21 protein-coding genes are annotated in these 25694 nt (G+C 33.0%); 4 read left to right on the top strand and 17 right to left on the bottom strand.

Annotated elements, in window-relative coordinates; genetic code table 11:
- Window positions 1–2: 2 nt before the first annotated feature.
- From hydA to dpaL, 14 genes are all read right to left on the bottom strand, one after another.
- Complete coding sequence (gene hydA, locus HV819_RS10105) at window positions 3–1382, bottom strand: dihydropyrimidinase (protein WP_176270129.1); 1380 nt, start codon at window positions 1380–1382, stop codon at window positions 3–5.
- A gap of 224 nt (window positions 1383–1606) precedes the next feature.
- Window positions 1607–2206 carry a xanthine dehydrogenase subunit XdhC gene (gene xdhC / locus HV819_RS10110; protein WP_154540574.1) on the bottom strand — a complete coding sequence of 200 codons (600 nt, stop codon included), beginning with the start codon at window positions 2204–2206 and terminating at the stop codon, window positions 1607–1609.
- A complete protein-coding gene (gene xdhB, locus HV819_RS10115) occupies window positions 2199–3080 on the bottom strand; it encodes a xanthine dehydrogenase subunit XdhB (RefSeq protein WP_154540572.1) in 882 nt (293 codons plus the stop codon). The genes xdhC and xdhB overlap by 8 nt, the downstream gene beginning before the upstream one ends.
- Entirely contained in the window at window positions 3073–5412 is a 2340-nt protein-coding gene (xdhA, locus tag HV819_RS10120; protein WP_176270130.1) for a xanthine dehydrogenase subunit XdhA, read from the bottom strand. The genes xdhB and xdhA overlap by 8 nt, the downstream gene beginning before the upstream one ends.
- A gap of 129 nt (window positions 5413–5541) precedes the next feature.
- Window positions 5542–6945, bottom strand: coding sequence for a uracil-xanthine permease family protein (locus HV819_RS10125; protein ID WP_176270131.1), 1404 nt, complete (start codon window positions 6943–6945; stop codon window positions 5542–5544).
- 91 nt (window positions 6946–7036) lie between these two features.
- Window positions 7037–8410, bottom strand: coding sequence for a uracil-xanthine permease family protein (locus HV819_RS10130; protein WP_176270132.1), 1374 nt, complete (start codon window positions 8408–8410; stop codon window positions 7037–7039).
- A gap of 406 nt (window positions 8411–8816) precedes the next feature.
- Window positions 8817–9323: a hypothetical protein gene (locus HV819_RS10135; RefSeq protein ID WP_176270133.1), complete on the bottom strand. Its 507-nt coding sequence runs from the start codon at window positions 9321–9323 to the stop codon at window positions 8817–8819.
- Window positions 9324–9329: 6 nt separating this feature from the next.
- Entirely contained in the window at window positions 9330–10052 is a 723-nt protein-coding gene (locus HV819_RS10140; protein WP_176270134.1) for a hypothetical protein, read from the bottom strand.
- A gap of 107 nt (window positions 10053–10159) precedes the next feature.
- Window positions 10160–11482, bottom strand: a complete 1323-nt coding sequence (ssnA, locus tag HV819_RS10145; protein ID WP_176270135.1) for a putative aminohydrolase SsnA — start codon at window positions 11480–11482, stop codon at window positions 10160–10162.
- Between the two features lie 12 nt (window positions 11483–11494).
- Window positions 11495–14536 carry a putative selenate reductase subunit YgfK gene (ygfK, locus tag HV819_RS10150; protein WP_176270136.1) on the bottom strand — a complete coding sequence of 1014 codons (3042 nt, stop codon included), beginning with the start codon at window positions 14534–14536 and terminating at the stop codon, window positions 11495–11497.
- A 278-nt stretch (window positions 14537–14814) separates the two neighbouring features.
- Entirely contained in the window at window positions 14815–15747 is a 933-nt protein-coding gene (gene arcC / locus HV819_RS10155; RefSeq protein WP_176270137.1) for a carbamate kinase, read from the bottom strand.
- A gap of 91 nt (window positions 15748–15838) precedes the next feature.
- A complete protein-coding gene (locus HV819_RS10160; protein ID WP_154540553.1) occupies window positions 15839–17158 on the bottom strand; it encodes a YgeY family selenium metabolism-linked hydrolase in 1320 nt (439 codons plus the stop codon).
- Window positions 17159–17189: 31 nt separating this feature from the next.
- Complete coding sequence (ygeW, locus tag HV819_RS10165; protein WP_176270138.1) at window positions 17190–18401, bottom strand: knotted carbamoyltransferase YgeW; 1212 nt, start codon at window positions 18399–18401, stop codon at window positions 17190–17192.
- Window positions 18402–18411: 10 nt separating this feature from the next.
- Window positions 18412–19656: a diaminopropionate ammonia-lyase gene (gene dpaL, locus HV819_RS10170; RefSeq protein WP_154540549.1), complete on the bottom strand. Its 1245-nt coding sequence runs from the start codon at window positions 19654–19656 to the stop codon at window positions 18412–18414.
- Window positions 19657–19842: 186 nt separating this feature from the next.
- On the opposite strand from dpaL, the gene selD reads away from it, so the two are divergent.
- Genes selD through HV819_RS10190 form a run of 4 tightly spaced genes read left to right on the top strand, consistent with a single transcriptional unit; the run spans window position 19843 to window position 22838 of the window.
- Window positions 19843–20862 carry a selenide, water dikinase SelD gene (gene selD, locus HV819_RS10175; protein ID WP_176270139.1) on the top strand — a complete coding sequence of 340 codons (1020 nt, stop codon included), beginning with the start codon at window positions 19843–19845 and terminating at the stop codon, window positions 20860–20862.
- A gap of 11 nt (window positions 20863–20873) precedes the next feature.
- Window positions 20874–21458 (top strand): sulfurtransferase-like selenium metabolism protein YedF, encoded by a 585-nt coding sequence (yedF, locus tag HV819_RS10180; RefSeq protein ID WP_176270140.1) that lies wholly within the window; start codon window positions 20874–20876, stop codon window positions 21456–21458.
- Window positions 21458–21721 (top strand): DUF3343 domain-containing protein, encoded by a 264-nt coding sequence (locus tag HV819_RS10185; protein WP_176270141.1) that lies wholly within the window; start codon window positions 21458–21460, stop codon window positions 21719–21721. Before yedF ends, HV819_RS10185 begins: the two co-directional genes overlap by 1 nt.
- Entirely contained in the window at window positions 21708–22838 is a 1131-nt protein-coding gene (locus HV819_RS10190; protein WP_176270142.1) for an aminotransferase class V-fold PLP-dependent enzyme, read from the top strand. The genes HV819_RS10185 and HV819_RS10190 overlap by 14 nt, the downstream gene beginning before the upstream one ends.
- A 57-nt stretch (window positions 22839–22895) precedes the next feature.
- Here HV819_RS10190 and HV819_RS10195 read toward each other — a convergent pair whose 3' ends face one another.
- Genes HV819_RS10195 through modA form a run of 3 tightly spaced genes read right to left on the bottom strand, consistent with a single transcriptional unit; the run spans window position 22896 to window position 25462 of the window.
- Window positions 22896–23939, bottom strand: coding sequence for a sulfate/molybdate ABC transporter ATP-binding protein (locus tag HV819_RS10195; RefSeq protein WP_176270143.1), 1044 nt, complete (start codon window positions 23937–23939; stop codon window positions 22896–22898).
- A complete protein-coding gene (gene modB, locus HV819_RS10200; protein ID WP_176270144.1) occupies window positions 23932–24612 on the bottom strand; it encodes a molybdate ABC transporter permease subunit in 681 nt (226 codons plus the stop codon). The genes HV819_RS10195 and modB overlap by 8 nt, the downstream gene beginning before the upstream one ends.
- Before the next feature lies 1 nt (window position 24613).
- Window positions 24614–25462: a molybdate ABC transporter substrate-binding protein gene (modA, locus tag HV819_RS10205; RefSeq protein ID WP_154540535.1), complete on the bottom strand. Its 849-nt coding sequence runs from the start codon at window positions 25460–25462 to the stop codon at window positions 24614–24616.
- Window positions 25463–25694 lie beyond the last annotated feature (232 nt).

Raw genomic sequence — 25694 nt, forward strand, 5'->3', positions numbered from 1 at the left:
ATTTATTCCTTACTTAAAATTCTTTTTATAAATTCTCCCATTCCAGCTTTTGCATAGTAACCCTTCTCATCCAATATTATTTTTCCCTTTGAGATTACTGTATCTACTTTAAAATCAGTATCGAATCCTTCATAGCTTGTATAATCACATCTTGAATGTCTATTTTCCTGTTTTATAGTATATCCATTCATAGTTAAGATAGCTAAATCAGCATCTGTTCCTTCTTCTATACTTCCCTTATTTGGATAAAATCCAAATATTTTTGAAGGATTTAAGGACAAGACTTCCATAAGTCTAACAAGACTTATCTTTCTTTGAAGACCAAGTGTTAATACAACTTCTATTCTTTCTTCAACTCCTGGTATTCCTCCTGGAGCCTTGATAAAATTATCGGCATATGGCTTTTTTTCACTTTCATATATAAATGGACAATGGTCTGTTGCAACAACATCAACATCTCCATTTCTTATCCCATCCCACAAAGCTTCTATGTCATCTTTTTTTCTTAAAGGAGGAGCACAAATATATTTAACAGCCTCATCACTGGGGTTGTCCATATATTTTGACTCATCATAAGTTAAATATTGGGTACATGTTTCACAATAGAGGTTTTTCGCCCCTCTTTCTCTTGCTCTTTTTATCTCATCAAGCCCCTCTTTTGTTGAGGTATGAACAATATATAATTTAGGATATCCTGCAGTTTCTGAAAGATAGATTAACCTATTTATAGCCTCAGCTTCACTTTGGTTTGGTCTGGTTAGGGCATGGTATTTTGGGGAAAGCTTATTATCTCTTATGGCCTCATTTCTTAGCTCATATATAAGTCCATCATTTTCGCAGTGGACACAAACAATAGAGCCTGTTTTTTTTGCAGTCTTTAGAACCCTGAGTATTTGGTCATCGTTAAGTTTTCCCCCATATGTTGTATAAATTTTAATGGAAGGGATACCCTCATTTTTTAAGTCTTCAATTTCAGATAAAAGACTTTCATTTTCTTCATACATAGCTCCATGAAAGGAGTAGTCTATATAAGCTTTTCCATCTGCTATATCATGATAATGATCTATTAGACTATGAAGACTTGCACCTTTTCCTAAATCTCCAATATGGTCACAAATGGTGGTAGTAGCTCCAAAGCTTGCTGCATAAGTTCCACTAGCAAAATCATCACAAGCTATAAATTTACCTAAGTCAAGTGACATATGGGTATGCACATCAACACCACCTGGTATAACTAATTTATCTTTTGCATCTATTATTTTATCTACTTTCTCTTCTATGTTTTTTCCTATTTTTGATATTTTTCTTCCTTCTAATAAGATATCAAGAAAGTCTACCTTATCCTTTAAAACTACTTTGCCATTTTTTATAAGCGTTTTCATAATACCACCATCTTATTTATTTGTTTATAAGTGACTATTACAAAATAAGGGTTTTCTCTTTTTTATCATTTAAAACTTCTCCTATATAATTAAAGTCAGTTTAACGACTTCCAAAGATATATCTAACTGGTAATAAATCTTAACTTATCATTTAGAATTAGACATTTGATAAATCTTAAAATAATATTTTAAGGATTAATTTATTTTGCAATAGCCTCTTAAATTTACATATAGTCTTTTTTATTTTCTTGGCTAATCCTATTTACTACATGTTCTTCTTCAAGTTCAAATCCATTTTCTATATTATTGGCCTTTTGAACTGCTATAAGTATATTTTCATAACCTGTACATCTACACATATGATTTGCAAGTTCTTTTCTAAGCTCATCTATTGTGTAATATTTTCCCCTAGCTATAATTTCTGTTGCGGAAACTATAAAACCAGGTGTACAAAATCCACATTGGACTGCAGCTTCATCTACAAAGGCTTGTTGGATTATTGAAAGTGAACCATCACTTGCAGTTAGTCCTTCTGTTGTCCATATATCTTTTCCCTCAGCCCATATAGCAAGGTAGATACATGAGTTAAAACTTTCTCCATCTATTAATACTGCACAAGCTCCACATTCTCCAACTTCACATCCCTTTTTAACCGAAGTTAGGCCAAAATCATTTCTTAGAAAGTCTGTAAGAGATGCTCTAACATCAGTCATTTTTGTAACTTTTATCCCATTTATCCAACAGCTTACTATCTTGTATTGAGGTTCATAGTGAAGTATATCTTCTTTTCTTGGGGCAAAAGGTCCAAATTCTTTACTATGCATAGACTGCCTCCTCATGTTCTTTTCTTATCTCTTTTAGACATCTTACTGTTATTTCATATAAAACTTGCTTTCTTAAAGCCTTTGTTGCTCTCCATGAATCTCTTGGTGAAAGTTCATCAAGGCACTTTTTGGCAAATACATTTATATTGTTATCTGTAAGTTTTAGACCTTTTAGACTCTCTTCTGCTTTTGGAGCTCTTACTGGGGTTGAACTTGCAACTCCGTAAGCTACTCTAACATCTTTTACAAAGCCATCTTCAAATTTCACATTGCATGAACAAGATGAAGTTGCTATATCCATAGCATTTCTCATTGCATATTTAAAGTAGTGTCCAAAATATCCTTCATAGGACTCTTTTTTTATTTTTACTGCAGTCATTACTTCAGTATCTTTTAGGTCAACTGTAGAAAAACCTACATAAAAATCTCTAACTGGAAGCTCTCTTATACCATCAACTCCCTTTAACTCAATTATGCAATCATAAGCAAATACTGTAGGTGCAGAGTCTGCTGATGGGGCACCATTACAAATATTTCCGCCAATTGTAGCTATATTTCTAAGTTGTGGTCCACCTGCTGTATCTACTGCCTCTCCTAGGGTCTTACAATATTTCTTTACTAAAGGATCAGCTGTTATATGGCTAAAACTTGTAAGAGCACCTATTCTTAAAGTTCCGTCATCTTCCATACTTACTCCCTTAAGTTCATCTATAAGTTGGAGAGAAATAAGCTCAAGTCCCGCCATTTTTCCTTCTCTTATCTTAACTAAAACATCAGATCCACCAGCTATGAAGCTTGCATCTGGGTGTTCTTGTTTTAGTTTTATGGCCTCATCTACTGTATATGCTTCATAAATATTTTTTATATCATACATTTTCTACACTCCAAGCCTTATTTTCATATTTCATCTCTTTTTCATAGTCATTTTCTATAAGTCCAGCCTCTTTAAATAATGGGAATAAGACATGTGGTGTCATAGGACATTGGTTTACTCTCACTCCTGTTGCATTTAAGATTGCATTTCTAATAGCTGGAGCTGGAGAACATGTTGGTGGTTCTCCTAGTGACTTAGTATTATATGGTGAAGTTGGTTCGGGATTCTCAATAAAGTAAACTTCAAAATTCGGATGATCCATTGTTGTTGAAAGTTTGTAATCAAGTAGGTTATTATTTAAGATTTTTCCCTTATCATTGTATTTTAACTCTTCTGATAAGGCAAATCCTACTGCCATGCTCATACCACCATGAGCTTGGGCTTCAGCAAGCCTTGGATTTATAAGTTTTCCGCAATCATGAACATTTACAAGCCTTAAGATTTTAACCTTACCTAGAGCAATATCTACTTCTACCTCTGCAAATGATGCACCAAAAGAGAAGGCGTTATTTCTAATAGTATAGGTTGATTCAGCTGATATATGATCACTATCCTTATTATCATAAAGAGCTATTGTAGCAAGTTCTCCTAAGCTCATTAACTGTCTGTTATCTGTTTTTCTAATTATCATGCCATCTACTAAGTCAAGGTTTTTTGGAGCAAATTCTAATTCTTTCCTTGCCCTGTCTATTATTTTTTCCTTAAATATCTTTGCAGTATTTGTTATTGAAAAACTTGCCATATAGGTTTGCCTTGATGCATAAGCACCTAATCCAAATGGTGTTACATCAGTATCTTGAGTTGATACTATATGTATATCATCTAAAGGAACTCCTATAGAGTCTGCTGCCATTTGTGAGAAGGCTGTGTCTCCACCTTGACCAATTTCTGTTTCACCAAGTTGAACTTGAACTGATCCATCTTGATTTAGTACCATCCTACATGAAGATGTTTCAACTGATATTGGATAAACTCCTGTATTATACCAGAAGCATCCCAATCCTACTCCTCTTCTTATATTTCCACTTTGGTTTTTATACTCTTCTCTTTTCTTGTCATAGTCTATTGCACGTCTTCCAACTGCAATAGCTTCCCTAAATGAATCATAGTAGTTTTCATTTCTTGAAAATCCATCCTTAAAGCCCTTAGGCATAATATTTTGTATTCTAAGTTCTATTGGATCTAAGCCAAGTTTTAAGGCTACATCATCTAGATGAGATTCAAAAGCAAACATGGTTTGAGGTATACCATAACCTCTCATAGCTCCTGCTGTAGGAAGATTTGTATATACTGTATAGCCATCTGCTTCGATATTATCACATGGATATAGTTGGTGGAAGCAGTTTGTCCCTTTTGCTGCTATAGAATGGCCATGGGATGCATACCCACCATTATTTGCATATAATTCTAGCTTTCTAGCTACAAAAGTTCCATCTGATCTAACATAAGATATAATATGGATTTTTTCGGAGTGTCGTGTTCTTGATGATACAAAAGTTTCTTCTCTTGTTGAGTCAAGTTTTACAGGATGCCCACCAACTTGTGTTGTAAGATAAGCTACTAATGGCTCATATAAAGCATCTTGTTTATTACCGAACCCACCTCCAATATATGGTTTAACTATTCTTATTTTCCCCCAAGAAATACCTAGAGCTTGTCCACAAACACGCCTTACTATATGAGGAATTTGAGTTGAAGCTACTACAACAATCTTTCCTTGTTCCTCATAAGCATAAGCTATGTGATTTTCTATATGAGAGTGTTGGACAATTGGTGTTTCATACCAAGTATCAATCTTTATAAGTCCCTTTTCTTTTATAGCCTCTTCATAATTCCCAAAACGATTTTTTGTATGTCCTATAATATTGTTAGGAGTCTCTTCATGAATTGGTGTAGAATTTGAATTCATAGACTCTATAGGGTCAAAAACCGCTTCATATTCTTCATATTCAACTTCAATTAGTTTTAAAGCTTGTAAGGCTTGCACTTCATTTTCAGCTATAACAACTGCTATATCATCTCCATAATATCTTACATGCTCATTTAATAGTCTTCTATCTGCTATATCTTGATGGTTTTCATCTACTGACCAAGGATGACCTGCTGTTGGGAAAGAATGTTTTGGCACATCAAAACATGTGATTATTTTAATTATTCCCTCAAGCTTTTCAGCCTTGCTTGTGTCAATTGAGATAACCTTTCCATGAGCTATAGTCGAATGTAAGATTTTTGCTGTATAGGCGCCGTTTCTGATAAAGTCTTCTGTATACTTTGCTCTGCCAGTTACCTTATCATAAGCATCTACTCTATTAACGCTTTTACCTACGTACATTTTAACCTCCTAAATGATTAAAAAGTCTTTCTATGTATTGCAACATTCCTGTATATTGTATATAATATATTACCACAAAACGCCTAATATTTACAAGGCTTTTGTAGTAAAAACGAGTCTTTTTGTTTCTTATTTTTCTATCTCTATTAAGTCTTTTTCAAAGATGGAATCATCTTTTGGTCTATCTTCTTCTTTTTCAGGAATAATTAAATTCATCAAAACAGAAGATATGGTTGCAAGTACTACTGGTGATGAGCCTATTGCTATAGTTAAGGCTTCAGGCATAAAATTAACTCCAGAATTTTGGGCACTTGCTACAACTGATGTAAAGCCTACGCCCAAAGCAACAGATACACCAACTATGGATGTATTTCTTCCTGTTAAAGGTTGGCTTGTTATCATTCTTATTCCATTCATAGTAATTGCTGCAAATACAGAAAGGGTAGCTCCTCCTAAAACTGGATATGGAATAGTTGTAAGTATAGATGATAGTTTTGGCACAAGACCCGAAATAAGAATTATAAAAGATGCTATGGTAAATACTTTCTTATTTACTACCTTATTTATTGAAACTATTCCTGCATTTTGTGAAAATGTAGCTGTTGGTAAGCATCCTAAAAATGCACCTATTACATTGGCTACACCATAGCCTATAATTCCTCCCCTTAATTCTTTTTGTGTTGGGACCCTATCCATACCACCTACTGTTGTTGAGGTCATATCCCCAATTCCTTCAATTGCTGTAACTATAAAAATTATACTTATAGAAACTATAGCTGATGGTTCAAAAGAAATACCAAAATGTAGTGGTTCAACTACTGATATCCATCCAGCATCTCTTACTGGGCTAAAGTCTACCATCCCAAAAAACATTGATATAATATAGCCTATAATCATTGCAAAAAGTACATTTGCAAGTTTAAACATTCCCTTGCCAAAATGGGTAAACCCTAATGATAAAATTAAAGTTATCCCTCCTACAAGCCAGTTTTGCCAAGCTCCCCAACCAGCCATATCTACTGATCCTGCTCCTCCCATATAATTCATAGCTACAGGATATAAGGATAGCCCTATTACTAGGACAACTGTTCCTGAAACAAGAGGTGGAAAAAGTGGCAAAATATACTTAAGCCCTAATCCAAATAATATAGAAAATATCCCCCCTATAAGTTGAGCTCCTAAAACAATTGCAACAACTTCCATTGGTCCTCTTGCTCCAAATTGTCCAGCAAGGGCAATCATCGTTGGAACATAGGCAAAGCTTACACCGAAAATCATAGGAAGTCTTGATCCAATAATTTTTATCGGATAAATCATAAGTAGTGATGTGAGAGCTGAACCTATAAGAGCAATTTGTATAAGTATAATTGTATTCTCAGGCGATAATCCTGTAGCTGCTGCAAGCATGATTGGAGGTGTAATACAACCTGCAATCATAGCTACAACGTGTTGAAATGCAAGAGGCAGTGCCTCTTTAAAAGTTACTTTTCCATCAAAATTGAATAATCCCTTAAATTTACTTTTTTCTGTCATTTTATTTCCTTTGTATTTTTATATAAAAAACAATCTTATTTAAAAAATAAAGTTAATACCATAAGATATTAACTTTATAACTAATTATGCACTAATCATCCATTGCATTTCTTTCAGCTTCTTCTTCTGCCAATGTTTTTTTAGGTAAAACTATGTTTAAAACAAATACTACAAGAGTAGCTAAAACTACCGGACTTGATGTAAATACCATTTTAAACCATTCAGGAAATTGTGCTAAGGCTTGATCTCCTAATTGAACTATTCCCATACCTAAAGCTATACCAAGTCCTACTATTGTAAGGTTTCTTGAACTCATTTCATCACTCATTATAAGTTTCATACCACTCATTGTAATTTGAGCAAATACTGTTATTGTAGCTCCACCTATAACCGCTTGAGGAACAGATAGCATAACAGCCCCAAATTTTGGCATAAAGCCTGATACAAGAATTAATGCTGCTGTAATAGCAAATACCTTCCTTGCTACTACCTTTGTTAATGAAACTATACCAACGTTTTGGCTATAAGTTGCTGTAGGGAGTCCACCTATAAATGAGCCTATAACTGATGCAACACCATTAGCTTTTATTCCACCTTCAAGCTCATCACCTGTTGGAACTCTTCCAAGTCCTCCAGCTGTGGTTGAAGATAAATCACCTACTGCTTGAATTGAGTTTACCACAAACATTACTGACATTGTAATAACAGCATCTACTGGAAATTCTAGTTTAAATGGCATCAACCTAGGTAGGGTAAACCATGCAGCTTGACCTACATTTTGAAAATTAACTATGCCAAAAAATACAGAAGCAATATATCCTACTGCTATACCTATAAGTATTGCTGCAAGCTTTATTAAACCCTTTCCAAACATATTACAAATTAAAGTTACTGCAAGTGTCAAAAAAGCAACTCCCCAATAAACCAAGTCTCCTTGATTAGGATTTCCATTTCCTCCTGCCATATAATTTAGGGCAACTGAGTAAAGGGATAGTCCTATTGTAAGTACTACTGTTCCTGAAACCATTGGTGGAAAATATTTATAGATTCTTTTAATATTCATACCAACTATAAAGGCAACTACACCACCTACAAGTTGGGCTCCATACACTGCTCCAATTCCATATTTTATTCCAATTGATGTAAGTACAGGTATGTAGGCAAATGATACTCCCATTATTACTGGAAGCTTTGCTCCAACTTTAATTACTGGATATAGTTGTAAAAATGTTGCTATTGCTGCAATAAACATTCCTGCTTGAATTAGATAAACCGCATCAGTTGCACTTATGGCATGAGGCGTATTTGCAAGCTGACCTGTTAAAACAATAGCTGGCAGAGTATTTCCTACTATCATAGCTAAAAGATGTTGAAGTGCTATTGGAAACGCTCTTTTGATAGCTGGATTTCCATCAATGTCAAAAAGTGACTTTGATACTCCCGCTTTTTCGTTAACGTCTGTCATATTTTTCTCCTTATTTTGTAGTTTTTAGTAACTGATATACTTTTTTTCTAGCTTTTTTATTAGTAAATTTTTATCACTATAAAGTGTTTTTTCCTTATATATGATTTTTCCATTTACAATTGTCTTATTTACTAGAAACTTAAAACCTCCACTTCATATTATATACTTTAATATCCAAATCAGCTCTAAAAAGTTTGATTTTTTTTGAAATTAATCATATACAAATTATAATGCTTTCTTATCTTCATTACCAATATATTTTCAATATCATTTCCAACATATATTGATATCTTTAAAAGTCTAGTTCTTGTAAGCACAAGTCTTACAAATTCTTAAATATTTTTAACTATTTTGTTAAAAAATAAATTATTTTTGTGTCAATAAGTATAGTATTTAACGGATACTATCATTTTATTCGTTGAACTTCTTTACCAAAGAAAAACTCGTCAAGGGAATTCTTGTGATTATAGATAGACACATGTTTAGCTTTGCCATCATTGTTTATTACAAATACATGAAATTTTCTTCCTTTGTAGCTTGTATAAAAGTGACTTATCAAATTTTCATGGGTGATAATATTTGATTTTACAAAAGGTGTATTTAAGGTTATCTTATCTTTTTTAATTAAAAGTTCATAGCGATTGTAATAAAAGGCAACGAGTGTAAATACTACAAAACTTATAATAAAGAAGGCTATCAAAAATAAACCACTTTTCAGATTTGGAAGATATCCAGATTCTATTAAATAGAAAGTAATTATAGCGAGTATAATACTACATGCCCACATGAATCTAGCTTCAAATAATCTTGTCAAAGTACCACCAATTTTTCTTTTAGCAAATACCTTGGTCAAAAATAATGATCCAAAAAAAGCACACAGAATGCCAATAACTATACATACTAAAGTTTTCATATACACCTACCAATTATTGATACAATACATAGCCGCTAATCTGTTCTCCCTAACTAACGCTTTAGATAATCGTTCATACTCTTTTAGCAAGCCTTTCTCTGCAGCCATTCCATAAGGCTCATCATTCCAAGAACCCATCGCACCAAATACATCAGACTCTGAGGCAGCCAATAAAATATGCATATATTGTCTAGGAAAATCATTTCTATTCAAAGTATTTTTAGCATTGCTGAAAATTTTAGCAAAATTTTCAGCTCCTATGTCTGATGCAAATTTAGATATCTCATCTAATAGACTGTCAAATTTGTATATATCAAAAGTAGTGCCATCTTCGTAAATCTTGGGATTATCTATTTTCTCTTCAACATAGCTTATATCCCATTTTCTTATGTTTTCATTGAAATACCATGTAGGTCTATATTCAATGATTTTGCCATTCAATAAATGCAATATAATTTTGATATCATTCGTATTTGAAAACCCTAGTAAACCTGGATCTTGAACATCTGGATTTATATATACCTTTACATCTTTATAGTTAAATTTTTGAATATGACGCACCCAATCCTTAAAAGACTTAAGCTTCTTAGTTTTTCCAAATATCCACTTTACTTCAAAACTAATACTATTTACGTAATATTCTGGTGTATACTCTACCATTTCATGATATTTCAATATTCTTTTCGTAACAGCTGTCATCTTCATTATTTGAGATACTTGACCATTCACTTTCTCTCCTTAATATATTCCTCACAATAATATTAAAGGTGTCCAAGATTTATATATAATATTTATTATAAACTTACCTAGCTTAAAAAAGCTAGATAAGTTTGTTTTTATAATTTAGACCAAATTTTTTCTGCTCTTTGTCTTGAATCAGCATGGATTTTTGCTTGGTCTACTTTTGTTATTATCTTATCTCTCATTACAAATTCACCATTTATAATGGTATCATTTACAAGTCTTCCTGTTAGACCAAATAGGCTATGTCCTCCCCAGTTGTTTTCATTAAGCGGGGTGTATGGATCATATTTAAAGCTTATAAGATCTGCATATGCTCCCTTTTTAATTCTTCCTACTTCGTGATTTAGGAAATGTGAAACTATTTCAGGGTTGTTCTTAAATTGCATATCCAAGGTTTCAGCAAATCCTTTTGTTGGATCTTGCGTATTGTGAGCTTGGATAATATTTGCAACCTTCATTGATTCAAACATATCATTTGTATAAGCATCTGTTCCAAGACCAACTTTTAGTCCTTTTTCTATAAAGCGATTTACTGGTGGTACTCCAACAGCGTTGTTCATATTGCTTTCTGGATTAAAGATTACTGGAGTATTGTGTTCTTTTAGAATATCCATCTCACGTCCATTTATATGAACACAGTGAATAGCTAAGGTATTTTCTGTAATTATTCCAAAGTCTTCAAGTCTCTCAACTATTCTTTTACCATATTTTCTTTGGCAATCCCATTGATCTTCTATGCCTTCAGCTATATGAACATGATAGCCGTCATAGACCCCATCCATGGCCTTAACTGCATTTTCTAAACTTTCATCTGATAGGGTAAATGATGCATGAAGTCCAAAAAGACCCCTTAGCATATCATCATCTTCTTTTTGGCAATGTTTAATCCAATCAATATTTTCTTTTATTTCTTTATCTCTTATCTCTTTTCCGTCCCTATCTGATAGCTCATAACAAAGATTGGTTCTAATACCAACTTCTTTTGCAGCATCTCCTAGGGTAAAGAGTGAGTTTTCAACAGAATTCGGACCTGAGTGATGGTCTATTACTGTTGTTACACCATTCGCTATTGATTCCATATATGTTGTAAGAGCATTGAGCTTTACATCTTCTGTTGTAAGTTGCCTATCAAGAGCCCACCATTGGTTTTCTAATACGTTAAAGAAGTTATCTGTTGGCTTTGAAACTCCCATACCCCTAGCATAAGCAGAATATATATGTGAGTGAGCACATATCATTCCTGGCATAAGAAGTTTACCTTCAAAGTCTATTACTTCTTCGTCATCGTATTTATTTACGATATCACTTGAGTTTCCAATATCTTCTATTAGCTTATCTTTTATATAAACTGCTCCATTTTCATAAAATGAATTGTTTTCATCATTTGTTATTATAAGGCAATTTTTAATTATCATAATATCTCCTTATTATGCATTTATCGCTTCAGTTGGCTTTATATAGTAGTTGTAATCTTTTTCTATAGTTCTAACTAGTTTAAGAACTTTTTTTGATAAATCTTTTTCTAGATCTTTACTTTCTATTACTTTTCCATTTTCAAGCCTTACTAGGTAGTCATTTTCTCCTAGCTTTAAGAAACCTGTGTTAGTTGAATCTTCAAAGTCTTCACGAGTCCAAAATACTGTTAGTTTATCCTTATATGGACGACCTGAATGAGGACAATAGAAAGCACAGTTTCCGCATTCATTACACATGCCATCAAGATGGATAATTTGGTTAAGATTATCAAATCCCTCAACATTGATAGCTACATTTGCTCTATTTGGACAAACTTCAGTACATATTTCACAGATTTGATCACATTTTAAACATCTAAGACCTTCACTTTTATCATCTAAGGCTGGTGTAAGTTTTCCTCTCTTAGAAAAGATGTTTTCCTTATCTTCTTTTTCTTCATATCTTACAAAGTCATTTGGAAGATTTTCTTTATCTAATATATCAAGGCAAACTGCTTTTGCTTCTCCCATAGCCTTAACTATAGTGCTAGCTCCAGCTCTACAGTCTCCTATGACATAGACATTGTCTATGTTTGTCTCATAAGTATCTGTAGTTTTTACATTACCCCAGTCATCAAGATTTATTTTATTTTCCTTAAAGGCTGTAGTATCTACTCTTGCTCCTGTAGCACCTATTACTGTATCGAATTCTAGCTCAAGTTTTTCACCTGTTGTGTGTATTGACCTTCTTCCTGAATTATCAAATTCACCTAGTTGCATCTTGTCACACTTTAGAACTTTTCCATCATAAGCATATGGTGCTACAAGTTCATATATCTTATGACCTTCTTCTTTTACGTCATTTACCTCTTCTTGAGTTGCTGGCATATAAGCTTCTGTCCTTCTATAAACTAGAGCTACTTCTTCAACTCCATCAAGTCTTGCTGCAGTTCTTGTACAATCCATTGCAACATCTCCTGCACCAACTACTGCAACCTTTTTACCTACATTTGCACTACCTTTCATTCTTACATCCCATAAGAAGTCTAGAGCATCAAGGATATTCTCACTACCTTCTTTTACTGGAGATCTTCCTTTTCCCCAAGCTCCTGTGGCAGCAATTATATAGTCATAGTCTTTCTTTAGCTCTTCATATGATTCTGTAACTTCCGAATCAAAGATAAAATTTACACCTTGCTTTACTGCTATTTGGTAGTCTTTTTCTATATCTTTATCTGAAATTCTAAACTCTGGAATAATATGGCTTACTATCCCATAAGCTTTAGAAAGTTTTTCACGTACATCTACCTTGATTCCATTACGTCTTAAATATGATGCCACTGCAATTCCACCAGGACCTGCTCCAATTACCAAAACTTTCTTATCAGATTTTATTTCTGATTTTTCTATTTTTTCAAGATAAGCTTCTTGAGCATTTTCTGCTGCAATAAGTTTCATATTCCTTATTTGAAGGCTCTTTTCATAGTCAACTCTTGTACAGTGTTCTTGGCAGTAGTGAGCACAAAGCTTACCAAGAATTGTTGGTGCTGTATTATCATTTGCTATAACTTCTATAGCCTTATCAAAATCTCCTTCTGCAACAAGTTTTAGATATTCTGGTATTTGTTGTTCTATAGGACAACCTCCATCCTTACAAGGTGCCTTGTAGCAGTCAGTAAGAGGAAGAACTGAGTCAGTTTTTCTTGAATGAACTTTTTCCCTATATAATTTGTTATTTTCCCAAGAAGCTATAGTATCATCTCTAAGTTTTACAATTTTTTCTACATCTACATCTCTTAATTCATCTTGTAAAAGGTCTTCAGTTTCTTCTGCAAGTTGGTTAAACCTTAAATATCCACCTGGCTTAAGAATTGTTGTAGCAACTGTTATAGGTTGACCTAAAGCTTCGAATATATCTTTTATATTTCTAGCATCAGCTCCACCTGAGTATGACATTGGAAGTTTTCCATCAAACTTTTCTGAAAGCATAGCTGCCATAGAAAGAGTTAATGGTAGGAGAGATCTTCCTGACATATACATCTCTTCTGATGGAAGTTCTCCTCTCTTTGTATCAACTGGGAAGGTATTTGTGAGCTTTACACCAAAGGCTAGATCTTTTTCTTTTGCAAGTTTCAATAATCTTTCAATCATTACAACTGCATCTTCATATTGAAGGTCATTTTTAAAGTGGTAATCTGTAAAAGATATATAATCAAATCCCATATCGTCCAAGGTTTTTCTAGCATAGTCATAACCTAACATTGTTGGATTACATTTTATAAAGGTTGACATATGCTTTTCTTCTATTAAGTAAGATGCTATTTTTTCAATTTCTTCTGCAGGACAACCATGTAAGGTTGATAGGGTAATAGAATCACATACAATAGGATCAATGCTTTCGAGGTCTTTTTCGTTAAACTTTTCAAATTTTGAAATATTATCTAGAAGGTATGACTTGCATTCTTTGAATATATCAGTATTTTCTGCATTTTTAAGGCTTTCGATATATGTATCAACTTTCTCAGATTTTATACCTTCTAGATCATAACCTACCGACATATTGTAGGCAAAGTCTTTTTTATCAGAAATATCAAGCTCTTTTGCTATAGCAATAATTGCAAAGTATGCCTTAATATATTCATTAAAAGCTTCTTTTACAGTAAGCTCTGTTGACCATTCACAGTTATAGCACTCATCTTCTGAGTTTATACAAGGTTTTGCTACTGCTTTTTGTATATCTTCTCCATCAAGTTTTTGAACTGTCTTAAGTTCTATAAATCTTGCTCCTGTAAGATAGGAAACTAGGATATTTTGGGCAAGTTGAGACTGTGGACCTGCTGCAGGACCAACAGCTGATGATATTTCATTGCCAAAAACCGTCTTAAGTTTTGTACCTTTTTTATTTATATAAAATTTTTCTTTTTTAATTCCAAATATAGAACCCTCATTATTATATTCTTTTAAAGACCACTCAATTAGGTCTTTAAAGGGAATTGGTCTCATAAATTCGCTCATTTTTTACTCCTTTAATTAAATTTATTTTTTGATCAGGTTCGGATACTAATAATGAGTATCGTTTTCATATTATATAATTTTGTTAAACTTTCCGATAAGGGTAGGAGTTCTTCCCTCTCTTTTTCACGTTTTTAAATTATATAATATTTAGTTTTATCTATAGCTAAAAATCTTTCCATCAAAGGTGCGACTTTCCTCCTTATAAAAGTGAAAATAGTCTAAATCTTTATTGACCTATTGATTTTAAGCTATAGAAAAAGTTTAGTTTTTAATTATTATTACTCTATCCAAGTACCAGTCTTACCATTCATTGCATCTAAGGCCTTTTCAAGTGAAGTAATTACTGCCTTTCTACCAGACTTTCCTTTTACAAATTGCATAGCTGCCTCAACCTTTGGTAGCATAGAACCTGGTGCAAATTGTCCTTGTTCAATATATTTATTGCAATCATCAATTGTCATCTTATCTAGCCACTTTTCATCTTCTTTTCCGAAGTTTATAGCTACTTTTTCAACTGCTGTAAGTATTAGTAGGACATCTGCCTCCATTAAATCTGCAAGTAGGGCACATGAAAAATCTTTATCTATAACAGCATCTACTCCCTTATATTTTAGACCATCTTTTATAAGTGGAATACCACCGCCTCCACAAGCTATTATTACATTTCTTGCATCATAAAGTGATTTTAGGGAATCTTTTTCTACAATATCTTTTGGGAAAGGACTTGCTACAACTCTTCTATATCCTCTTCCAGAATCTTCTTTAAATTGATAGCCTGTTTTTTCAGCTAATTCTTCTGCTTCTTCTTTTGTGTAAAAAGAGCCGATTGGTTTGGTTGGATTTTTGAAAGCTTCATCATTTTCATCAACTATAACTTGAGTTATAACTGTAACTACTGGAACTTCCCTTCCTCTTTCCTTAAATTCATAGTGAATAGCATTTTGTAGGTGATAACCAATGTATCCTTGACTCATTGCCCCACATTCTGGAAATGGCATGAGAGGAATCTTATCTGTATTTTTATGTCCTTCTTCCATAGCAAGGTTTATCATTCCAACTTGTGGACCATTACCATGACCTACTATAATTTTATTTCCATTCATAACTAGGTCTACTAAATGTTCAGAAGTCTTTTTTACTGCCTCTTTTTGTTCTTCAACATTTGAACCTAGGGCATTACCTCCTAGGGCAATTACTATTTTATATGACATATTCTTCTCCTTAAAAAAATTATATCAAGGGAAGCTTGTGAAACTATTAGCTTTTAAGTTTGTTAGCTATCCCTTGATACATTAGTTTTTCTTATTTAATATATTCTAATGGAAGTACTGCATATGTTGCGGCACATGTTACTAAATCTTGTTTGAATGTAACTTCGTTTGGTGCATGAGCTTGGTCTTCTGCTCCTGGACCAAATCCAATTGTTGGGATATTGTGTCTACCCATTATAGCAACACCATTTGTTGAGAAAGTCCATTTATCTGTTAATGGAAGGTCAGCTCTCTTGGCTTGTTCTTTTTCTACATTTGGAGCAATTCTCTTATCTCCATAAAGTCCCTTGTAAGCTCTTTCTAAAGCTTGTGTTACTTCATGATCTTCTGGAATTACCCATGTTGGGAAATAACATTCTTGTTTTTTGCTTACTCCTGTCCATGATTCTCTTTCATAATCATACATAGTAACTTTTGCACCAAATTTTTTAGCTGATGGTAGATCTTCTATTTCTTTTATACAAGATTGCCATGTTTCTCCAGCTGTCATTCTTCTATCAAGTGAAATTGCACATGAGTCTGCAACTGCACATCTTGATGGTGATGTAAAGAAGATTTGGCTTGTTGTAACTGTTCCACGTCCTAAGAAGTTTGCTTCTTTATATTCAGGATTGTATTTTTCATCAAGCATCTTTACAAGACCTTTTATTTCTACTGAATCATCTGCTGGGTTTTCGTTAAGTTGTTCTATTTCATTAAGGATTTTTGCCATCTTATAGATTGCGTTATCTCCTCTTTCTGGAGCTGAACCATGGCATGATACTCCTTCAACTTCTACACGAATTTCCATTCTTCCTCTTTGTCCTCTGTAGATTCCACCATCTGTTGGTTCAGTTGATACTACAAAGTCAGGTTTTATTCCTTCTTCTTCTATCATATATAACCAGCAGTTACCATCACAGTCTTCTTCTTGAACTGTTCCTGTAACCAATACTCTAAATTCATCATTTAAAAATCCTAGGTCTTTCATGATTTTTGCACCATATACAGCAGATACTATTCCACCTAATTGGTCAGAACCACCACGTCCTCCTATAAGATTTTCGTCTTCGAATCCTTCATATGGGTCAAAGTCCCAGTTATCTCTATTTCCTATACCAACTGTGTCAATATGTCCATCAAAGGCAATTTGTTTTTTACCTGTACCCATTTCACCAAGTACATTCCCTTGTCCATCAATCCAAGCCTTATCAAATCCAAGTTTTTCCATCTCTTCTTTGATTCTTTTAGCTTTTGGACCTTCTTCACATGATTCACCATGTTTTAAGATTAAATCTCTTAAAAAGGCATTCATATCTTCTGAATATTTTTGAGCTGTTTCTTTAACTAAATCATAATTTATATTTGTCATTTATTCTATAATCTCCTTCTATTATCCTAGCTTATTTATTTTCTTCTTTATCTAATAATCTTTCTTTATTAGCTTCTAATAGTTTTTTGATTGTGGCTTGTGGATCTTTTACTTTTTGTAAGAAAATCATAGCTGCAATTATATATGGTTTGTAGCTTGCTTCTTTGTAAAGTGGATCTCTATATCTATCAAATACAGATTCATCAACTTCTCCATCTTCACAAGAAAGTCCTGTTATATCTGCTGGTAGACAATGCATATATAAAGCTTTTCCATCTTTTGTAAGCTTCATCATCTCTTCTGTAGCAGCCCAATCCATGTGTTCTTTGTTTTGTTCTAGAAGTCTTTTTTCAAGTTCATCTATTCCTTTTTGATCACCCTTACCATAAAGTTCTGTTCTTTCTTCCATAGCAGCAAATGGAGCCCAAGATTTAGGATAAACTATATCAGCATCCTTAAATGCTTCTTCCATTGAGTTTGTTTTTGTGAAAGAACCACCATATTTCTTAGCATTTTCTTTTGCTATTTCTTCAACTTCTGGCATTATTTCATATCCTTCTGGGTGAGCTAGTACAACATCCATTCCAAATCTTGTAAATAGTCCTGAGATTCCTTGAGGAACTGAAAGTGGTTTACCATATGATGGTGAATAAGCCCATGTCATAGCTACTTTTTTACCTTTAAGGTTTTCTACTCCACCAAATTCGTGGATTACATGTAAAAGGTCAGCCATTGATTGAGTTGGATGGTCAATATCACATTGAAGATTAACAAGGTGTGGTCTTTGTTCAAGTATACCGTGGTCATATCCTTCTTGTACATATTCAGCAAAGTCTTTCATGTATTTATAGCCTTTTCCGATATACATATCATCTCTTATACCAACAACATCAGCCATAAATGAAATCATGTTTGCTGTTTCTTTTACTGTTTCGCCGTGAGCTTGTTGTGATTTTCCTTCATCTAAATCTTGAACTTCAAGTCCTAGAAGGTTTGCTGCTGATGAGAAAGAGAATCTTGTTCTAGTTGAGTTATCTCTGAAAAGTGAGATTGCAAGACCAGAATCAAAAATCTTAGGAGAGATATTTTTTTCTCTCATTGCTCTTAAAGTATCTGCTACTGTAAAGATTGCTTCAAGCTCATCTTGTGACTTATCCCATGTATGGAAAAAATCATCTTGATAAAGGTTTTTAAAGTCTAAATTGTTTAACTTTTCTAATAGTTTGTTTATATCTTGTGTCATTTTTTATCTCCTATCTTATTATTTTTTTATATTCATATTCTTCATCGTTAGTATAGTATCCATCCCAACAAACTTGTCTATAATGCTTAAAGTCTGTATCACCTTCTGTTGATATAAAAAGTATTACGGAATTTTCGTCTAGTTTCAAATCTTTTTTCATATCTTTTAAGTCTTCTCTTTGAAGAATTTCACTTACAGCTCCGAGTGTTGCCGCTCCTGATTCTCCAGATATTACTCTTTCGTCATTTCCAAGTGGGTTTCCTAATATTCTCATACCCCTTGCCGCAGATGAATCTGGAACTGAAAGGAAAGCATCTACGTATGATTTTAAGATAGGATAACCAACTGTTACAGGTTCACCACAAGCAAGTCCTGCCATAATGGTGTCCATCTCACCTTCAACATTATGAATTTTTCCATCATTAATCTTTGCTGTTAAATAGTTGCAGTTAGCTTTTTCTGGTTCTATAAGTCCTATAAAAGGCTTCTCGTCTGCCTTATATTCATCTGAGAAAAATCCAGTAACTCCTGTAGCAAAAGAACCTACTCCTGCTTGAAGAAATATATGGGTTGGCTTACTATTTACTTCTTGTAGTTGGTCATAAGCTTCTTTTGCAAGAGTTGAATAACCTTGAATAATCCAAGTTGGTATTTCTTCATATCCTTCCCATGCTGTGTCTTGGACCATAATATATCCCTTTTCATCAGCATATTTACTTGCAAGCCTTACACAAGCGTCATAGTTAAGTCCATCCATTATGTCACATTTTGCACCAGTCTTCCTTATATTGTCACGTCTTTCAAGTGCTGAACCATCAGGCATTAATACTACACAATTTTGTTCAAGTTGTTGACAAGTCCAAGCTACACCCCTACCATGATTGCCGTCTGTAGCTGTTATAAAGGTGAGCTTACCTAATTTCTTTTTAATATCATCTGATACCAATTTCTCATAAGGCAAGTCATCTATATCCATATCTAATTTTTGAGCTATGTATTTGGCCATTGCATAAGATCCTCCCAATACTTTGAAGGCATTTAAGCCAAATCTAAATGACTCATCTTTCACAAAAATATCCTTAACCCCAAAAAGATCAGCTAAATTGCTTAGCCTTCTAAGAGGTGTTACTGAATATTGAGGAAAGCTAGCATGAAATTTTTGAGCCTTTGAAGATTCTTCTTCATTAATGAAACTTAAATCAGCTAATTCGTTTTTGTTTGGCTGATTTAAAACAATGTTAAAACTTTCTTTCAACTTTTTCTCCTTTCTAGAACTTATTCTAGTATTATAGTAACATATCACATATCGAAAAGCAAGGCTTAAAAAAATGTTTTCTAAAAAAAATTTTATTTTCTTCTGTTTGTTTTTTCGTTGAATTTGACAGTATTTTAAGTATAATTAAAATAATTGTTAATTTTGCAACATTTAGAAAGGATAATTATGACAAATATTAAACTAGAAGTTTGTGGAGGGTGTAACGCCAAAATTCCCCAAGAAAGTCTTGAAACCACCCTTTCTTCAATTAATAATTATAAAAGAGATGATATCCTAGTAGGTTTTGATACCATGGATGATGCTGCAGTTATAAAAATAGACGAGGAAAATGGAGTGGTTTCTACTATGGATTTTTTCCCACCTATGGTAGAAGATGCTTTTAGCTTTGGTCAGATAGCTTGTGCAAACGCTTTAAGTGATATATATGCCATGGGAGCCGAGCCAATTGCAGGCTTAAATATTGTACTTTTTCCAGAAGATTATAATCTTGAAATCCTAAGAGAGATTTTAAGAGGAGGTGCAGATAAGATGATTGAGGCTAAAGCAAGCCTTGTTGGAGGACACTCAATCCATGATCCCAAAATCAAGTATGGACTATCTATTACAGGAAAAGTAGATATTAAAAAACTTTGGAGAAATAATACCGTTAAAAAGAATGATGTTTTAATTCTTACCAAGCCTTTAGGGGTTACCCTTGTTACCAATGCCTATTCTGTGGGTATATTAGGAAAGGAGGAACTTAATAAGGCTATAGCTTCAATGACTTATTTAAATAAGTATGCTAAAGAAATTTTTGAAAAATATAGGATATCTGCTGCAACTGATGTTACAGGGTTTGGATTTTTGGGTCACTTAGGAGAGATGCTTTCTGATAAGTTTACCGCCATAATAGATTCATCAAAAATTCCAATACTTGATGGAGCCTATAAGGCAGCTAGTGAATTTATATTTACCAAGGGTGGACAAAGAAATAGGATGTATTTTGAGGATAGGGTTGAGTTTTTAAAAGATGATTTTGTTCTTGAAGAAATTCTATTTGATCCTCAAACTTCAGGTGGACTTTTGGTAAGTATCAATGAAGATGATGCCAAGTGTGCCATAAAAGAGCTTAGAAATTTTGGTATTGATGCAAATATTATTGGAAAAATTTATAATAAATATGATAAGAGCGTGTTTATAGAATAAAGGAGAAGGAAATGAAAGAAATAGATGCAAGAGGAATAGAATGTCCAATGCCAGTAATAATGGCAAAAAGAGTTATAAAAAGTGGTGAAGAAAGCTTTAAAGTTTTAGTTAATGAAGATATAGCTGTAGAAAATCTTAAGAAACTTGCCAGACAGACTGGTTTTGAAGTAGAACTAAAAGAACTTGAAAATAAAGATGTCGAGCTTACTTTCAATAAGTTAGATGAATTCAAAGATGAAAAACTAAGTAAAGATAGTCTATCTTCTTCCTATGTTGTAGTTTTTGATTCTGATAGGATAGGTGATGGAGATGAAGAATTTTCTAAGTCACTTCTTGAAAGTTTTTTAGTATCTCTTACTGAAGAAGATGTTCTTCCAGACTATGTAATCTGCTATAATAAAGGAGTTTTCCTAACTACTCAAAGAGAAAATACAATTGAAGATTTCAAAAAACTCGAAAAAAACGGAGTTGAGATTATCTCATGCGGCCTATGTCTTGACCACTACGGACTTAAGGAAGACTTAAAAGTTGGCAGGATTTCAAATATGTATGAAATCTGCTCCTTAATGAGAATCCACCACACTGTCAGACCATAATGGATTATATAATTTATACATTTGATTCTTCCAATATAGCCTACCTTGCTCTTGACTTAGTAGAGAAAAATTCTGTAAGGGCAAGACTTGTCCCACTCTTAGCTGAAATTGATGCAGGATGTGGTCTTTGCCTTAGGTTTGAAGAAAAAGATAGAGAAAAAGTAGAAAATATAATTGAAAAGTCTAATCTTTTATATAAGGAAAGATATAGACTTATTTATAAAGATAGAAAGCCTGAGGTTTTAAGCTATGATTTATCTTGATAATGCTGCAACAACTATAGATAAGGACGAGTCTGTTGCAAAAGCAGTCTATAATGCAATTTATTCGAGAAATTTTGCAAATCCTTCAAGGGGTGCCTACATTCAAAGCTTAAATTCTTTGAAGCTTTTAATGGAAACAAGAAAGAATGTAGGAAAGCTTTTTGGTATGGATAATCCACTAAATGTGGTTTTGACTAGTAATGTAACTTTTGGTCTTAACTTTGTTATAAAGTCACTTTTTTCAAAATATGACCATATTATAACAAGCATTTCAGAACATAACTCTGTCCTAAGACCCCTATATGACCTAGAAAAAGATGGACTTTCCATATCCTATATAGGGCTTGATAATTTTAGCCTGAGACTTTCTGAAATAGAAAATAATATAAGAGATAATAGCAAAGCACTTATATTAACTGGAGCATCAAATATATCTGGTATGGTCACAGATATAGACAAAGCTTATGCTATTTGTAAGAAAAATAATTTGATTTTAATCATAGATGGAGCTCAGCTTGCTGGATATGTTGACTTTGACATAAGTAAATATGATAATACTATATTTTTATTTACAGGCCATAAGGGACTTCACGCTCCCCAAGGAACTGGGGGTTTTGTTGTAAATGGGGATTTTGACTTTAAACAAGTATTTTCAGGTGGGTCTGGTTTTAATTCTTTTTCAAAAAAACAACCTCAATCCCTTCCAGACCTTTTTGAGCCTGGTACAGAAAATGTTCATTCTTTTGCAGGATTAAACCAAGCTGTTAAGCTCGCCCTTAAAAATCCCCACTATATAGAGCTTGATGATCTCACAAGATATCTTTCTGATGGACTAAGAAATATAGATAATCTTATCTTTTACAAGGACTTTAGCAAAAAATCTGTTCCTATTGTATCCTTTAATATAAAAAATTTGTCTGCAAATTATGTAGCTATGAAGCTATGGGATGACTACTCTATATGTACAAGGGCAGGAAGTCACTGTGCCCCACTTTTTCATAAAAATTATAAAACTGAAAAACAAGGCATAGTAAGATTGAGCCTTTCATATTACAATACAAAAGACGAAATAAAAAAAGCCTTAAATGCAATTGAAAAAATCAAAAAAAATAGCTAGAAAGCGAACTTACTCCACTATTGTTTTAAAAGCAATTTGTAGGATAGTTTATCTATTCTAGCTATTTTTTTCTTTAAGAAACATTATGTCTTCTTTTCTTATAGAAAAATATAAGTTTTTTTCATTTTTTAATTTTTTCCAATCTTCTTTTTCTAAAAAAGCCGATAATATTCCCTTTCCAGATTTCTTCCTAATAATAAGACACATATTAAAAGTCTGTTCAATTTCCTTTAAAAGCTCTAATTCAAAAGAATTTTCTCCTGATTTCTCGCTTGAAACTTTTATATTATGAGCTCTTATACCGATAAAGTCACGATTTTTGACATCTTCAATAGACAAGTCCAAGTCCCAATCTATAGCATAAATACCTTTTTCTGATTTTTTAATCTTTGAAAAGTTTTTACAACCTGAAAGCTCTGCTGCAGCCATAGTTTTTGGATTGTTGAAAAGTTCTTTAGTTTCTTTCTTATCTTCACTTTTTCCCTTATCCATTATGACTATTTCATCACACATCCTATATATCTCATCCCTATCATGGGATACAAATAGGGTTGGTATCTTATACTCTTCTATTATATTTTTTATATCAAGTTCTATTGACCACTTCAAATAACCGTCTATGGCAGAATAAGGCTCATCCAACAGAAGAATTTCAGGCTCATTTACAAGAATTCTTGCAAGTGCTGCCCTTTGCTTTTCCCCTCCTGAAATCTCATCAGGAATCTTATCTTTGATATGGTATATATGAAGTTCATCAAGCTTTTTATATATTATTTCTTGATAATTTTCCTTTTTTTCCCTAAAACCACATTTTATATTTTCATAGACTGTCATATTAGGAAATAGAGCATAATCTTGAAATAAATAGGCAACCTTCCTATCTTTAGTGGGAATATTTATCTTTTTATCAGAGTCAAATAAAACCCTATTATTTAAGATAATCTTTCCCTTATCAGGTTTTACAATCCCTGCTATAGCTTTTAGGCTAAGACTTTTTCCAGATCCAGATGCTCCTAGGATTCCCAAAACTCCTTTTTCACTTTCAAAGTTTATATCTAGTTTAAAATTTCCAAAATCTTTTCTAATATCTAATTTAAGCATGGGACATTTCCTTTTTTTCAGGTGTCTTATCTTCTAAGAAATTTATGGCAACTAATACTACAAATGATATCAATACATTTATTAAAACCCACTTATAGGCTAGTTCATCTTGTCCTATTCTCCAATATTGGTAAACCGAGGTTGAAATTGTAGCCGTCTTTCCTGGAGTATAACCTGAAACCATCGAAGTTGCACCATATTCTCCCAAAGCTCTAGCAAAGGATAAGACAAGTCCTGCCATAACTCCCTTCTTACAATTTGGAAGAATAATTTTCCGAAATATCCAAGTATTAGACTTCCCCAAGGTTTGAGCAGCAAAGGATAAGTTTTCATTGTAGGCTTCAAAAGCTCCTCTTGTTGTTCTATACATAAGGGGAAATGTTACTATAACTGTTGCAAAAATTGCTGAATACCAATTCATGATAAGGGGTAGGTTAAAATAATCTATCGCAGTAGAGCCTAAGCTTGAATTAGGTCCTAAAATTTTAATTAGAAAAAAACCTACAACAGTAGGAGGCAAGACCAAGGGGAGGGTTAGTATTACATCAATTACCCCCTTTACTTTTGCAGGTAATTTCCTTATATAGTAAGCTGCAAAAATACCTAGAAAGAATATAATTACCGAAGATATTAAGGCTATTCTAACAGAGTTATATAAAGGAAATAAATCCATTTTATTTTCCTAATGGTTTAAAACCATATTTCTTGAAGATTTCAGATGCTTTTTCTGATTGTAAGAATTTAATATATTTCTTAGCCAATTCTTTATTTTGAGAATCTTTAAGAACTGCTGCAGGATATATTACCTTATTTTCAAGCATTGAATCATCTGCTACTGCTACTACATCAAGGTCGGCTATAATCGCATCTGTTTTATAAACTATTCCACAATCTACAGTTTTTTCACTTACCCATGTTGTAACTTCTCTTACATTTGAACCGAAAGTAATTTTGTCTTGGATTTCATCCCAGATTCCTAGTTTCTTTAGGATTTCTTCAGAATATTGTCCAACCGGTACATCAGAATTACCTAAGGCAATTTTATCTACCTTATCCGATGAAAGGTCTTTGAAATCTGTGATTTTTTTATCACTTCCCTTAGCTATTGCAAGAGTTACCTCATTTTCTAATAAATCTATTCTTGTATCATTTTCAAGTTTATTTTCCTCTTCAAGCCCATTCATTTGTTTTTGAGCTGCCGATATGAATACATCTGCCTTGGCCCCAGAATCAATTTGGGTTTTAAGTGTTCCTGAAGAATCGAAGTTAAATGTTAATTCACTACCAGGATTTTCTTTTTGGAATTCTGACTTTAATTCATCTAATACATCAGTCATTGATGCAGCTGCAAATATTGTCAAATTGCCAGTTTTTTTAGCTTCATTACTATTTTTATTTGATTCTGCCTTAGAAGCAGCAGCCTTGTTTGATTCTTTATTATTACTTTCATTATTTTGACAGCCTACTACTGTAAGGCATAAAGCTAATCCTAGTATTAACTTTCCTATATTTTTTAATTTCATAACTTTCTCCTTATATAATATAATTAGGTTGTAAAGGTAACCTATAACCCTTTAATTACTTAATATTATTCAGTTTAGCTGTATAATATTTGTATTAGATAGAGACACTCGTTTTATCCTTGAGATTTTATCTCGTAAAAAAGAGTGAGTCCTCTTATCTTTTAACTGTTTACGAATAAGTTAGATGTTGACTGGTTTCCAGTAATTCGTATCTCCCATAAGGCAGTAACGT

Source organism: Anaerococcus faecalis, assembly GCF_013371425.1.
Lineage (GTDB): Bacteria > Bacillota > Clostridia > Tissierellales > Peptoniphilaceae > Anaerococcus > Anaerococcus porci.